This is a genomic window from Salmonella sp. A1325, from assembly GCF_056991255.1.
In genome coordinates, this window is record NZ_JAMLWO010000006.1 from 1 (window position 1) to 13,840 (window position 13,840).

The window sequence follows — 13,840 nt, forward strand, 5'->3', positions numbered from 1 at the left end:
CTGCCGCAGGCGGCGGCCATCGGCATTATCGGCGGCGCGGACGGCCCGACGGCGATTTACCTGTCGGGCAAACTGGCCCCGGAGCTGCTGGGAGCCATCGCGGTGGCGGCGTACTCGTATATGGCGCTGGTGCCGTTAATCCAGCCACCGATTATGCGCGCGCTGACCAGCGAGAAAGAGCGCAAAATCCGCATGGTGCAGCTGCGCACGGTGAGTAAGCGGGAAAAAATCCTCTTCCCGGTGGTGCTGCTCATGCTGGTGGCCCTGCTGCTGCCGGACGCCGCGCCGCTGCTGGGGATGTTCTGCTTTGGCAATCTGATGCGTGAAAGCGGGGTGGTGGAGCGTCTGAGCGACACGGTACAGAACGGGCTGATTAATATCGTCACCATTTTCCTGGGGCTTTCCGTTGGCGCAAAACTGGTGGCGGACAAGTTCCTGCAGCCGCAGACGCTGGGCATTCTGCTGCTGGGGGTGATTGCGTTCGGGATTGGGACGGCGGCCGGGGTACTGATGGCGAAGCTGCTGAACCTGTGCAGTCAGCACAAAATCAACCCGCTGATTGGCTCCGCCGGCGTGTCGGCAGTGCCGATGGCGGCGCGCGTGTCGAACAAGGTGGGCCTGGAATCGGACCCGCAGAACTTCCTGCTGATGCACGCGATGGGCCCGAACGTGGCCGGGGTGATTGGCTCGGCCATTGCGGCGGGCGTGATGCTGAAGTACGTACTGGCAATGTAATAGTGGATGGGATACGCATGTCGTATCCCATTTTCATCCAAATTTTTTCTGAAAGAAAAGTAAGTATGAACTGGTTCAGGTTCCGGTGATGCCGAATGCAAGAAAATACCGTAATTAAATATCTAAATACCAATATGTTTATACGGGAAATTACACACTGGTTTGCCAGACACTCGTTTCAAAACCGGATATTTCTACTGATCCTGTTTACATCCACCATCGTGATGCTGGCAATCACCTGGTATCTGACCGATATCACGAAAGAGCGCCTGCATTATCAGGTGGGTCAACGTGCGCTTATTCAAGCAATGCAAATATCCGCTATGCCAGAATTAGTTGAAGCCGTAGAGGCGCATGATTTGCCACGCATCAAAGCGCTGATTGACCCAATGCGCTCGTTTTCGGATGCGACTTACATTACCGTTGGCAACGAAAAAGGTCAGCGACTGTATCACGTTAACCCGGATGAGATCGGCAAATATATGGAGGGCGGCGATAGCGACGATGCGCTGTATAATGCTAAAAGCTACGTATCGGTGCGCAAAGGTTCATTAGGCTCTTCCTTGCGTGGTAAATCCCCGATTCAGGACAGTACCGGTAAAGTCATCGGTATTGTTTCCGTCGGCTATACTCTGGAACAGTTAGAGAGCTGGCTTAACTTACAAATCAGCTCGTTGCTGTTCCCGATGGCGATACTGTTGCTGGTGCTGTTGTACTGCGCCCGCCGCTTCTCGCTGCATATTAAAAAGCAGATGCTTAACATGGAGCCGCAGCAGCTTTCACAACTATTAATTCAGCAAAGCGTGTTATTTGAGTCGGTATTTGAAGGGTTGATCGCCATTGACTCCCATCACCGTATTACCGCCATTAACCAAACGGCTCGCCGCTTACTGAATCTGAGCCAACCGGAGTCTGAACTCATTGGCTATGCAATCCACCATATCGTGTTGCCGGAGGCCTTCTTTTACGATGCGCCGCAAAAAAACAAAAAAGATGAGATCGTCACCTTTAACCAAATGAAAGTCATCGCCAGTCGCATGGCGGTCATTATTGACAGCCAGCCTCAGGGCTGGGTTATTAGCTTTCGCAACAAAGACGATATCAATACACTCAGCCTGCAGTTAAGTCAGGTGCGGCAATACGCCGATAACCTGCGCGCCGTGCAGCATGAGCATCGCAACCTTATTTCCACCATTGCCGGACTGCTGTTCCTGAAGCGCTACGATAATGCGCTGGCGCTGATTCAGCAGCAGTCGGAAAGCCACCAGAAAGTACTCGATTTTATTTCCCATAATTTCCGTGACCACCACCTTGCGGGGCTATTAATCGGTAAATATTATCGGGCAAAAGAGCTGGGGCTGGAGCTGATTTTCGATCCTTCAAGCTTTGTTGAACACCTGCCGTCATCGCTCTCGCATAATGAATGGATTTCGATTGTTGGCAATTTATTGGATAACGCCTATAACGCCACCCTGCTCAATCGCGAAGGCTCGCGACAGATTGAGTGCCTGATCAACAGCGAAGGTAATGAAGTCATTATTGAAGTTGCCGATCAGGGATGTGGTATTGACGAAAATATCCGCCAGCATATTTTCGAGCGTGGAGTGACCACCCACAACAACGGCGATCACGGAATTGGATTATGGTTGGTGCACAGCTACGTCAAGCAGGCCAATGGTGACATTATCGTCGATAACAATAATCCTTTTGGCACCATTTTTACCCTCTATATCCCTTTTACCAGAGAAGAATAACATGGATAGCATTACGACACTCATCGTTGAAGACGAACCGATGCTAGCGGAAATCCTGGTGGACACCATCAAGCTTTTTCCCCAGTTTTCAATCGTCGGCATCGCAGACAAACTGGAAAGTGCAAAGAAGCAAATACGCCTCTATCAACCACAGTTAATTCTATTGGATAATTTTTTACCCGATGGCAAAGGGATCGATTTAATTCGTCATACCATCAGCACCAACTACACGGGGCGAATTATTTTCATTACCGCCGACAATCATATGGATACCATCAGCGATGCCTTACGCATGGGCGTATTCGATTATCTGATTAAGCCGGTACATTATCAGCGCCTGCAACATACCCTGGAGCGGTTTACCCGTTACCGCAGTTCATTACGTTCCAGTGAGCAGGCAAACCAGACGCACGTTGATGCCTTATTTAATATCCAGGCCAAAGAACAAACCGCAGAACCGAATAGCGGACTGCGGGGAATTGATGAAAACACCTTCAACCGGGTACGACAAATATTCGCCGACCCGCAGGCAGTACATACAACAGACACTCTGGCGCAAATTCTGGGCAGCAGTAAAACCACTGCCCGACGCTATCTGGAACAAGGCGTGAAAAATAACTTTCTCGAAGCGGAGATCAGCTACGGGAAAGTGGGCAGGCCGGAGAGACTCTATCGCGGCAAAGTATGAGATTATGGTGCCAACATGTAATTACGGCGCATAGGCAAACACCTCAGCCACCCACTGACGAAAACCGTCCACATCCAGCGCCAGCGCCACCTGCGCGTTGGCGGGCTGCCCCAGACGCCCTTCAATATCCACCACCGTGGTACCGGCGGTATATTGCCCCTGCGTTTCTACGGCCACAAAACAGGATTGCAGGGTAAAAAGCTCCGGACGCACCAGCCAGGCGATAGCGCAGAGATCGTGCATCCGCAGACCGCTTTGCATACTGCCGCTGCGGTAATGGCTGAACAATGCATGCAGCATGCCGCCGGTTTTATTAAGCGCAGGAAGCGTAGCCAGATACTCCGGCGTCAACACGGCCTGATTGGTGACGTCCAGCCCACACATCACAATCTCAATGCCGCTACGAAATACGTGGGCGGCGGCTTCCGGATCGACAGCAATGTTAAATTCAGCATTAGGCGTAAAATTGCCGCGCCCTGCGGAACCGCCCATCAACACCAGACGGCGAATGTTACACGCACACTCCGGATAGTGCATCAGTAGCAACGCAATATTGGTCAATGGCCCAATCGCCACTAATGTCATGGGCTCCGGGGCGTTCATCAACACATCCCGGATAGCGATAAACGCAGGCTTCGCCAGCGGTTGGCGCTGATGGTCGACAAAATCATAGCCTTCCATACCGGATTCGCCGTGGACGTATGCCGCATCGCGTAACGGACGCAGCAGCGGCGTCGCGGCCCCTTGTGCAAGTGGCACATCGGCGTCCCAGAAATGCAGAAGCTGCAACGCATTACGGGTCGTTTTTTCAACGGAAACATTGCCTGCGACGGTGGTTATTAGTTGCAGATCAAGCTGGGGGGCGAACAGCGCAGCGGCAATCGCAGCCGCGTCATCAATGCCCGGATCGGTATCAAGAATAATGTGTAGGGATGCTGTCATTAACGCTCTCCTGACCTATTGTTTTATATCTTCATACTCAGCGCGACTGATACAGGTATCAGGCACATCGTCATCCGTCACCAGACGCGGACTTAGCTTATCACCTTCGACAAACGGAACTAATGGACAAAAACGCCCTGGCGATGCTTTGTTTTCCTGCCACTGAATCTCAAGCGATTCGGGCTCAGCGCCGGGTTTTTCTGCCTGAATCACGGTACGAATATTACCGGTTAGCCAAAAAGGTTGACACGTCCCATCAAGGCTAAGAGGCGGCGTCAAATGACCATTTTTACGTACTAGCGGATAAATAATACGCCCATCAGCGTAGGAAGGTATCATGTAGCAGTTATACATTTTGCCTTTACTGATCACAGGCTGAAAGTAGCTTTCACCGCGATCGATCAGTTCAATCGTTTTTCCTTTCCAGCGATACACATTGACGCCATGGCTGCAGCAACCGCCGCGCCAATAGCTGACAATCTGTTTATGTTCAGCATCGATCTCTGGTGAAGTGATTTCCTGATAAGACGCTGGCGCATCAACATAACGCTGTTTGGCGGGGTCATAGAGCCATGTTTGTACTGGAGCATCCGGCCCAGCAAGTAACTCTGTTACAATCGACAGATCCGGGTAGCCATCAAAATTGACATCCCCCCATTGAGGCATAAACGGGCTACAAGTGCCCACCGAGGCGGTATCTAAGGTCTGTATGAGTTTACCATCACGGTATAATTTTATCGCCGAAATGGCCGGCGTATTGCCGCAATCAATCTCTTTGGAAGGGTCGTAACCCCCTGCATCATTCGTGTTCGTGACCAGCACAATATCAAGGGAGTTTTTAGGTTTGAGGTAGATAAGGGCAACAGGAAAATGTCGTTTTTTATCTGCGGACGTCCATTCGCCTTTAATCTCACTGCTGGAGATTTCCGCATTCCAGTAACCCGAAAGCGCCTTTACGCGTTCTTCAAGATGCACCTCTTTATCCTGGAGTGAGCCGCGTAGAGCAATCGCTGCCTTGTGCTGATTGCAGGGTTTATAGCAGTAATACCCATAAAGCGTGTTACCAAATCGCGTGATATTAACGTTTACCGGTTTCCCCGCGATAGTTCCGGTATAGTTTCGCTCCCAGGCGGGTAGCTCCAGCACCGTGGCGCTTGTCGCGTCCATCCAAAAGCCGATGGCGAGTAACGTTGCCAATCCATATTTTATTTTGCCCATTTCCCTTATCCCTGTAGGCATTACAACCCAAAAACCAGCAACGATTGTGCTGGTTTTTCAGATGAATAGCAAAAAGGTGGGGCATTAACAACGGATGACGACTACGCCTTATTCTTCCTGTCGCACATTGAATATCAAAAGAAATTCTTAAGATCTGGCCAACGTAGCGTCATCAGGCAGATTTCTGAATTATGAAATCTTATTCGACCTCACGAACATCCACACGCAGTTCTTTCGGCACTTCGAAAACAATATTTTCTTCGCGCCCTTCAAGCGTGACAGCTTCGCCGCCGCCAAACTCGCGCAGACGCGCAATAACATTCTGCACCAGAATATCCGGCGCGGAAGCGCCAGCGGTGACGCCGACGCAGGCGGCTTCTTTCACCCACGCCTCCTGGATATCCGCCGCATCGTCGATAAGAAACGCGGTTCTTCCCATCCGTTGGGCCAGTTCCGCCAATCGGTTAGAGTTAGAAGAGTTTTTCGAGCCGACCACCAGCACTACGTCAGCCTGCTCCGCCAGCGCCCGCACCGCTTCCTGACGATTAGTAGTGGCATAGCAAATATCATCTTTGCGCGGGCCGACGATTTTCGGAAAGCGTTTACGCAACGCATCAATCACATCGGACGTATCGTCCACGGAAAGCGTGGTTTGCGTCATGAAGGAGAGCTTGCCTTCATTTTTGACATTCAGCGTCCAGACGTCCTCTGGCGACTCAACCAGGTACATCCCCCCTTCCGGGTTGCTGTACTGGCCCATGGTGCCTTCCACTTCCGGGTGCCCGGCGTGGCCGATGAGAATAGATTCTTCACCGCGACGACTGGCGCGCGCCACTTCCATATGGACTTTCGTCACCAGCGGGCAGGTGGCGTCAAAAACGGTAAGATCGCGGCTTTTCGCCTCGTTACGCACCGCCTGGGAAACCCCATGAGCGGAGAAGATCAGAATGGCGCCATCCGGCACTTCGCTAATTTGTTCTATAAAGATCGCCCCGCGCTTGCGCAGGCTGTCCACTACATAGCGGTTATGCACGACTTCGTGCCGAACGTAAATTGGCGCGCCGTAAATGGCGAGCGCATTTTCAACAATGCTGATAGCGCGGTCTACCCCGGCGCAAAAACCGCGTGGGTTGGCCAACAGGATCTGCATGTTTATGCCTCCAGCGCCGGATCGATTTCCAGCACTTCAATATCAAAGTGAACGGTATGCCCGGCCAGCGGATGGTTAAAATCAACGGTAATCGAGTCGCCGTTGATTTCGCGAATCACGCCAGGCATTTCGCTGCCATCCATTGCGGTAAAAAGCATAATCGCCCCGACTTCCGGTTCGCCCGCCGCCATAAACTCACGGCGCGAGAAATACTGGATCAAGTCCGGACTGGGGACGCCAAACGCGGCGTCAGGCTCCAGCGAAAACGCTTTCTTTTCCCCTTCTTTCAACCCCAGAAGCTGCTGCTCCAGACCTTCGGAAAGCGAGGTATCGCCAAGACGGAACAGGGCTGGCTTGCCGTTATTGCGGGTAGATTCCGCCGTTGAGCCATCATCCAGTTTCAGGGTGAAGTGAACGAGGATCGCGCTGTTGCTCTGTACGGATTTAGACATGCAAATTGCTCACGTGTTTTGCCCGGAGGCACAAAGAACGATAAAACCGTAGGCCGGATAAGGCGTTTTCACCGCCATCCGGCACCACGTTTGCCTGATGGCGCTGCGCTTATCAGGCCTACAAAACCGGATAAGCGCCACCCGGTATTTACGCTTATGCCTGTTCTTTCGCTGTCGGCTTCGGCAAAAAGCCTTCCAGTACAATAAGCGCCGCGCCGATACAGATCGCGCTATCGGCAAGGTTGAACGTCGCGAAATGCCAGTCGCCGACGTAAAAATCGATCATATCGACAACAAAGCCGTGCCACAGACGATCGAACAAATTCCCCAGCGCGCCGCCGATGATTAACGCATAAGCGATGTTATTCAGCTTCTGCGTCGCTTTCGAGCGATACATCATCACCAAAAGAATTACGCAGATCCCTATCGCAATCCCGGCAAAGAACCAGCGCTGCCAGCCGCCGCTATCCGCCAGGAAGCTAAAAGCCGCGCCGTAGTTACGCGCATAATGCAGATTAAGCGACGGGAACAGCCCTACCGTATCCCCCAGAGCGAAATTCTGGAGGATCAGGTATTTGCTGCCCAAATCGATAATCAGCACGACTACTACCAGCCATAGCCAGCGTAGTCCTGTTGAACAGAGTGGTTTACTCATCAGGCAAATTTACGTTGTTCGCCATTACCGGCGATGTTGCTGACACAGCGTCCGCAGATATCTGCATGTTCCGCCACCTTGCCGACATCAGTAGTGTAGTGCCAGCAGCGCGGACACTTATCACCCTCGGCACGCGTTACCACTGCCTGAACTGTCGTATTACCAGCATTGTACTGAATATTTTCATCATCAATACCCCCCGCTTGCTCAGAAATCACGAACTGGGAAGTAATGAAGATAAATCTGACCTCTTCACCCAACAGTTTCAGCTTCTTGATCGTACCGTTAGCATCGTCAGCATATTTCAGCGTCACTTTTGCTTCCAGGTTCGATTTGATGCCATTGGCTTTCTGATTTTCCAGCTCTTTGTTGACCTGGTCCTTGATATAGCGGACATCGTCCCAGAATGCGTCATTAAATTCTTCATTCTCTTCCAGGCCAAACAACCCGTCGTACCATTCGCCGGTGAAGACATATTTTTCACGCTCGCCCGGCAGGTAGCCCCAGATTTCATCAGCCGTGAAGGACATGATCGGCGCCATCCAGCGAACCAGCGCCTCTGCGATATGATACAGCGCAGTCTGGCAGCTACGACGCGCGACGCTATCGGCCTTCGCGGTGTACTGGCGGTCTTTGATGATGTCGAGGTAGAACGAGCCCATTTCAACGGAGCAGAAGCGCATCAGGCGCTGTACCACTTCATGGAAGTCGTAAGCTTCGTATGCCTTCAGAATCTCTTGCTGCGCCGTTTTCGCGCAGCCCACCGCCCACCTGTCCAGCACCACCATCTCTTCCGGTTTGACCATATCGGTGGCCGGATTGAAGCCATTGAGGTTCGCCAGCAGGAAGCGCGCGGTATTACGGATACGGCGATAGCTGTCGGCAGCACGTTTCAGGATCTCGTCAGAGACCGCCATTTCGCCGGTATAGTCAGTAGACGCCACCCACAGACGCAGGATATCCGCGCCCAGTTTATTCATCACATCCTGTGGCGACACGGTGTTACCGATGGACTTGGACATCTTGCGCCCCTGACCATCGACGGTGAAACCGTGAGTCAGTACCTGGCGGTATGGCGCTTTGCCTTTCATCGCCACGCTAATCATCAGGGAGGACATAAACCAGCCGCGATGCTGGTCAGAGCCTTCCAGATACATATCGGCAGCGTGACCGGCGAATTCCGGACGTGCGTCAACCACGGAGTAACTGGTGGAACCGGAATCAAACCAAACGTCCAACGTATCCGGAACTTTCTCGTATTGATCAGCATCTTCGCCGAGGATCTCTTTCGGGTCGAGATCCCACCACGCCTGGATACCGTCAACTTCGACGCGTTTCGCCACCTCTTCCATCGCCGCCAGAGTACGCTCAATCGGCAGCAGCTCCTGCGTTTCTTTATGCACGAACAGCGACATCGGTACGCCCCAGGTACGCTGACGTGAGATACACCAGTCAGGACGGTTAGCGACCATTGATTCAATACGCGCCTGACCCCAGTCCGGGATCCACTGAACGCCTTTGATCTCTTTCAGCGACTGTTGACGAAGCCCTTCTTTATCCATGCTGACGAACCACTGCGGGGTCGCGCGGAAAATGATCGGCGTTTTGTGACGCCAACAGCACGGATAGCTGTGCTGCATTTTTTCGACATGCAGTAGCGCGCCTTTTTCTTTCAGCAGTTCAATAACGATATCGTTCGCTTTGAAGACGTTAACACCGTCAAGCGTTGGATATGTGCCTGGCAGATAAGTGCCGTCCGGGCCAACCGGGTTAGCGGTTTCCAGACCGTATTTCTGACCAATCACATAGTCGTCCGGGCCGTGACCAGGGGCGGTATGTACCGCGCCGGTACCGGCGTCCAGGGTGACGTGATCGCCGAGGATCGCCGGCACGTCAAAGCCCATAAACGGATGGGTAAAGCGCAGCAGTTCCAGCTCCGCGCCTTTAACGGTGCCGAGAATGGTGTATTCAGCCGCGCCAATACGCTGCATGACGCTTTCAACCAGATCTTTCGCCAGAATCACCGCCTGGCCGTCAATCTGCACCAGCGCATAATCAAAGTCCGGCGCCAGGGAGATGGCGCGGTTAGCCGGCAGAGTCCACGGCGTGGTGGTCCAGATAACCAGCGACACAGGGCCGCTCACGCCCGGCAAACCAAACTTCGCTTTCACCGCATCCTGATCGACGGCGCGGAACGCCACGTCGATAGACGGCGACGTTTTGTCGTAATATTCAACTTCCGCTTCCGCCAGCGCGGAACGGCAGTCAACGCACCAGTGCACCGGCTTAGCGCCTTTGTGCAGATGACCGTTTTTGATAATTCTGCCCAGCGCGCGGATGATGTTGGCTTCGGTTTTGAAGTCCATGGTCAGGTACGGATGCGACCAGTCGCCCAACACGCCCAGACGAATGAAGTCTTTACGCTGGCCGTCAACCTGCGTAGCGGCATATTCGCGGCACTTGGCGCGGAATTCAGCGGCAGTGAATTTCTCGCCCGGCTTACCGAACTCCTGCTCGACTTTCAGCTCGATAGGCAGACCGTGACAGTCCCAGCCCGGCACGTAAGGCGAGTCAAATCCCGACAGTCCTTTGGACTTCACGATAATGTCTTTCAGAATCTTGTTAACTGAGTGACCAATATGAATGCTGCCATTCGCATATGGAGGGCCATCATGCAGAATGAAGGTTTTTTTGCCTTTTTTGGCCGCACGAATGATGCCGTACAGATCATCATCGGTCCAACGCGCCAGCATTCCCGGTTCACGCTTGGCGAGGTCGCCGCGCATCGGGAACCCTGTTTCCGGCAAATTCAGGGTCGATTTATAGTCACTCATCAGATTCTCGGTTCCGTATTTCGGTTTGATAAACACCGTCAGGATTACACCTGCCCGGCTAGCCCAAAAAACTTGCGGGCCGTTAACTCATCGCGTGCGATTTGCGCTTTTAGCTCATCAAGCGACGCAAATCGCTGCTCATTACGTATCTTTTTACGCAGTATTACATCTATATGGCGACCGTAGAGGTCCATTACAACGTCCAGCAGATGTACTTCCAGTTGTTGACGCACGCCAGCCACCGTTGGACGAGTGCCAATGTTCGCTACGCCGGGTAACGGCTTATCGCCAAGCCCGGTGACTTCCACCGCATAGACCCCTTTTACCGGGGAGACCTGACGGCGCAGCGGTAAGTTCGCCGTCGGGAAGCCAATGGTACGTCCCAGCTCGTCGCCATGAACGACACGCCCGGAAATAGTAAAGGGATGTCCCAGCAGGCTTTCGGCAAGCGCCAGGTTATCTTCCGCCAGCGCCTGTCTCACTGCGGTACTACTGATACGCACGCCGCCTTCACAAAAGGTTTGGGTGCTGGAAACCGCAAAACCATACTCCGCCCCCGCCTTCTGTAATAACAAGAAATCGCCCGCGCGGCTAGCACCAAAGCGGAAATCATCGCCGACGGCAAGAAATTGCACGCCAAGTCGCTCCACCAGCAGTTCGCTGATAAACGTTTGCGCCGTCAAAGCGGCAAAGCGGCGATCGAATTTCACGCACAGCACATAGTCCACGCCGCACTGCGCAAGGTAATGCAGTTTTTCACGCAGGCGCGTCAGGCGAGCGGGCGCTTTATCCGTCGCGAACAGCTCCAGCGGCTGCGGTTCGAAAATCATGACCACCACCGGCAGACCGCGTCTGCGTCCTTCTTCCTGCAAACCCTGCAGTAGAGCGCGATGCCCCCGATGTACGCCGTCGAAATTACCAATGGTCAGCACACACCCATGCGGGGCCTGACTGAGATTATGTATGCCGCGTATCAGCTTCATGTCTGACTCAAAACAGTGAAAATCGCAAGAGTATACCTTGTACAGCGGTCAAGGTTAACCGACTATTGCCCTGAGGAAACATAAAGAAGATGCTTTTCATCGCCATGCGGCAAACTCCGCCCCAAAACCCGCCGCTTAATGCAATTTTTCTCATGGAAAGGCTGTATTCACAGCACGCAAGCTGGTAGAATCCTGCGCCATCACTACGCAACGAGTGCTGCAATTTAAACGGCGCTTATTTGCACAAATCCATTGACAAAAGAAGGCTAAAAGGGCATATTCCTCGGCCTTTGAATTGTCCATATAGAACACATTTGGGAGTTGGACCTTGGCTAATATCAAATCAGCTAAGAAGCGCGCCGTTCAGTCTGAAAAGGCTCGTAAGCACAACGCAAGCCGTCGCTCTATGATGCGTACTTTCATCAAGAAAGTATACGCAGCTATCGAAGCTGGCGACAAAGCTGCTGCACTGAAAGCATTTAACGAAATGCAACCGATCGTGGACCGTCAGGCTGCTAAAGGTCTGATCCACAAAAACAAAGCTGCACGTCATAAAGCTAACCTGACTGCACAGATCAACAAACTGGCTTAATCGCCTGCTTGTTATCAGCTTTGTAAAAAAACCCGCGTAAAGCGGGTTTTTTTATGCCTGCTATCTGCCGTTTTGCTCGTCAACCGCTGGCGCTGATCTCACTCGTTCACGCTCTTACTAATCAGCCTATTTTTTCAGCTATCCCTCCCTTAGTCACATAATACTTGAAAGTTATTTTCTTTCACTGTTTTCCTTTTTTTATTTCATTACTGAAAAAATTGTGACCATCTTAGCAAATAAAAACATCGCTCATTCAAAAACTAATAAACGCAATCCTGATGTAAGATTTGATAATTGATTGATGCCGTCGGGTTAACTACTTTTCATGTACACCTTACTCACTCATTTTAATCTGAGGTTAAATTCAGAAACGACATAAAAATAATATTTAAAACTTGCTTAGAAAGTAGAGGTTGTTTTTCTGGGCGTATCGTACCAATATCGGAGTTATCATTATGAGTTCTGTCATTGAGGATACCCAGCCTTCCGGGTCAGCATCATTGTCTTTACTACAGCGTATTAGCTACGGCTCTTTGGATGTGGCGGGTAATCTGCTGTACTGCTTCGGTTCAACGTACATTTTATATTTCTACACAGACGTTGCGGGCATTAGCCTTGCCGTAGCAGGCGTTATCCTGCTGCTGGCGCGTATTATCAATGGCATAGATGCCCCCATATGGGGGATCATCATCGATAAAACGCGTTCACGCTACGGTAAATGTCGTCCCTGGTTTTTATGGTTACCGCTGCCTTTTGCGGTATTCAGTGCGCTGTCATTTTGGTCTCCTGATATCAGTATGACAGGAAAAGCCATCTATGCAGCAATATCTTATATGATTGCCAGCATTCTATTTACCGGACTTAATACACCACTCAGTGCAATATTACCCCTGATGACCTTATCTCCCAAGGAAAGACTGGTTTTAAATTCCTGGCGAATGACCGGTGGGCAAATTGGGGTTTTATTAATGAACGCGACCGCCTTGCCGTTAGTCGCTTTTTTAGGTAACGGTGATGATCACGCTGGTTTTATTTATACGGCAATTACATTTGCCATTATATCCTGCGCGCTAACGCTCTTTGCGTTTAAAAACATTCGTGAAATGGATACGGATAAAATACAGCATGAACCTAAATTGCCGATGAAAAAAAGTTTCGCGGCGATGAAAGGTAACTGGCCGTGGATCCTGATGGTGCTGGCTAATCTGATCTTCTGGATTGCCCTACAGCAGCGCAACACGACCATTGTCTATTATCTGACCTACAACCTCGACCGTAAAGATCTGGTACCGCTGATTAACAGCCTGGCGACGATTCAGATCCTGTTTATCATCGCTATCCCCTTCTTTAGCAAATACCTGGCTAAAACCTGGATATGGGTAGGCGGTCTGCTGGTCGCCACGTTTGGCGGCGTCATGATGTGGCTGGCAGCGGACAACATTACTTTCCTCATCGCCGCCTGGATACTCGGCAATATCGGCAGCGGTATCGCCTGCTCAATGCCGTTTGCCATGCTAGGGTTCGCCGTCGATTTCGGCGCCTGGAAAACCGGTATTAAGGCTACCGGCATTCTTATCGCCTTCGGCAGCACCTTCTGCATCAAGATGGGTAGTGGCCTCGGCACCGCTTTCGCCGCCTGGATCATGAACAGTTTTGGCTATGTCCCCAACCATGCCCAGAGTGCTGCGGGTCTGGAGGGAATTATCTGGGCCTTTATCTGGGCACCCGCCCTACTCTTCGCGCTCGCAGCGATCCCACTACTTTTCTTTCGCAAATACGAAGCGATGGAAGAGAAGATTCGCCACGATCTGGAAACCGTCAACTCATAACGTTCTTT

At 51.8% G+C, this 13,840-nt stretch carries 13 protein-coding genes; 5 read left to right on the top strand and 8 right to left on the bottom strand.

Annotated elements, in window-relative coordinates:
• The 3 genes from NAZ64_RS13070 to citB form a co-directional block, all read left to right on the top strand.
• A partial coding sequence (locus NAZ64_RS13070; RefSeq protein WP_483640956.1) for a sodium ion-translocating decarboxylase subunit beta occupies positions 1-735 on the top strand: 735 nt, incomplete at its 5' end.
• 134 nt (positions 736-869) lie between these two features.
• A complete protein-coding gene (citA, locus tag NAZ64_RS13075) occupies positions 870-2,489 on the top strand; it encodes a citrate sensor histidine kinase CitA (RefSeq protein WP_183052896.1) in 1,620 nt (539 codons plus the stop codon).
• 1 nt (position 2,490) lies between these two features.
• Positions 2,491-3,177 carry a citrate response regulator transcription factor CitB gene (gene citB, locus NAZ64_RS13080; protein ID WP_134945045.1) on the top strand — a complete coding sequence of 229 codons (687 nt, stop codon included), beginning with the start codon at positions 2,491-2,493 and terminating at the stop codon, positions 3,175-3,177.
• Between the two features lie 21 nt (positions 3,178-3,198).
• Here the strand turns inward: citB and rihC are convergent, their stop codons facing one another.
• The 8 genes from rihC to NAZ64_RS13120 all read right to left on the bottom strand — a co-directional run bounded on the left by rihC (position 3,199) and on the right by NAZ64_RS13120 (position 11,634).
• Positions 3,199-4,119 carry a ribonucleoside hydrolase RihC gene (gene rihC / locus NAZ64_RS13085; RefSeq protein WP_220569413.1) on the bottom strand — a complete coding sequence of 307 codons (921 nt, stop codon included), beginning with the start codon at positions 4,117-4,119 and terminating at the stop codon, positions 3,199-3,201.
• 15 nt (positions 4,120-4,134) lie between these two features.
• A complete protein-coding gene (locus tag NAZ64_RS13090; protein WP_483640957.1) occupies positions 4,135-5,337 on the bottom strand; it encodes an XAC2610-related protein in 1,203 nt (400 codons plus the stop codon).
• A gap of 199 nt (positions 5,338-5,536) precedes the next feature.
• Positions 5,537-6,487 carry a 4-hydroxy-3-methylbut-2-enyl diphosphate reductase gene (ispH, locus tag NAZ64_RS13095; protein WP_001166422.1) on the bottom strand — a complete coding sequence of 317 codons (951 nt, stop codon included), beginning with the start codon at positions 6,485-6,487 and terminating at the stop codon, positions 5,537-5,539.
• 2 nt (positions 6,488-6,489) lie between these two features.
• The gene (fkpB, locus tag NAZ64_RS13100; RefSeq protein ID WP_000047269.1) at positions 6,490-6,939 is read right to left on the bottom strand and encodes an FKBP-type peptidyl-prolyl cis-trans isomerase; all 450 of its coding nucleotides are present in this window, start codon (positions 6,937-6,939) and stop codon (positions 6,490-6,492) included.
• Between the two features lie 154 nt (positions 6,940-7,093).
• A complete protein-coding gene (gene lspA / locus NAZ64_RS13105) occupies positions 7,094-7,594 on the bottom strand; it encodes a signal peptidase II (RefSeq protein WP_000042736.1) in 501 nt (166 codons plus the stop codon).
• On the bottom strand, positions 7,594-10,428 hold the full coding sequence (gene ileS / locus NAZ64_RS13110) for an isoleucine--tRNA ligase (RefSeq protein ID WP_001670710.1): 2,835 nt from the start codon (positions 10,426-10,428) through the stop codon (positions 7,594-7,596). Before ileS ends, lspA begins: the two co-directional genes overlap by 1 nt.
• 44 nt (positions 10,429-10,472) lie before the next feature.
• Positions 10,473-11,411, bottom strand: a complete 939-nt coding sequence (gene ribF / locus NAZ64_RS13115; protein WP_000767311.1) for a bifunctional riboflavin kinase/FAD synthetase — start codon at positions 11,409-11,411, stop codon at positions 10,473-10,475.
• Positions 11,412-11,418: 7 nt separating this feature from the next.
• Positions 11,419-11,634 (bottom strand): DUF2575 family protein, encoded by a 216-nt coding sequence (locus NAZ64_RS13120; protein WP_001538903.1) that lies wholly within the window; start codon positions 11,632-11,634, stop codon positions 11,419-11,421.
• A gap of 105 nt (positions 11,635-11,739) precedes the next feature.
• Here NAZ64_RS13120 and rpsT point away from each other — a divergent pair, with 105 nt between their 5' ends.
• Positions 11,740-12,003, top strand: coding sequence for a 30S ribosomal protein S20 (gene rpsT, locus NAZ64_RS13125; protein WP_001518655.1), 264 nt, complete (start codon positions 11,740-11,742; stop codon positions 12,001-12,003).
• 455 nt (positions 12,004-12,458) lie between these two features.
• Entirely contained in the window at positions 12,459-13,832 is a 1,374-nt protein-coding gene (locus NAZ64_RS13130; RefSeq protein WP_220569415.1) for an MFS transporter, read from the top strand.
• Positions 13,833-13,840: the final 8 nt, after the last annotated feature.

What these genes read in the sequence shown, in the direction of transcription:
- ileS (WP_001670710.1), bottom strand. Translation starts at nt 10,428, where the DNA reads ATGAGTGACTATAAATCGACCCTGAATTTGCCGGAAACAGGGTTCCCG.
- rihC (WP_220569413.1), bottom strand. Translation starts at nt 4,119, where the DNA reads ATGACAGCATCCCTACACATTATTCTTGATACCGATCCGGGCATTGAT.
- ispH (WP_001166422.1), bottom strand. Translation starts at nt 6,487, where the DNA reads ATGCAGATCCTGTTGGCCAACCCACGCGGTTTTTGCGCCGGGGTAGAC.
- citB (WP_134945045.1), top strand. Translation starts at nt 2,491, where the DNA reads ATGGATAGCATTACGACACTCATCGTTGAAGACGAACCGATGCTAGCG.
- fkpB (WP_000047269.1), bottom strand. Translation starts at nt 6,939, where the DNA reads ATGTCTAAATCCGTACAGAGCAACAGCGCGATCCTCGTTCACTTCACC.
- ribF (WP_000767311.1), bottom strand. Translation starts at nt 11,411, where the DNA reads ATGAAGCTGATACGCGGCATACATAATCTCAGTCAGGCCCCGCATGGG.
- citA (WP_183052896.1), top strand. Translation starts at nt 870, where the DNA reads ATGTTTATACGGGAAATTACACACTGGTTTGCCAGACACTCGTTTCAA.
- lspA (WP_000042736.1), bottom strand. Translation starts at nt 7,594, where the DNA reads ATGAGTAAACCACTCTGTTCAACAGGACTACGCTGGCTATGGCTGGTA.
- NAZ64_RS13090 (WP_483640957.1), bottom strand. Translation starts at nt 5,337, where the DNA reads ATGGGCAAAATAAAATATGGATTGGCAACGTTACTCGCCATCGGCTTT.
- NAZ64_RS13130 (WP_220569415.1), top strand. Translation starts at nt 12,459, where the DNA reads ATGAGTTCTGTCATTGAGGATACCCAGCCTTCCGGGTCAGCATCATTG.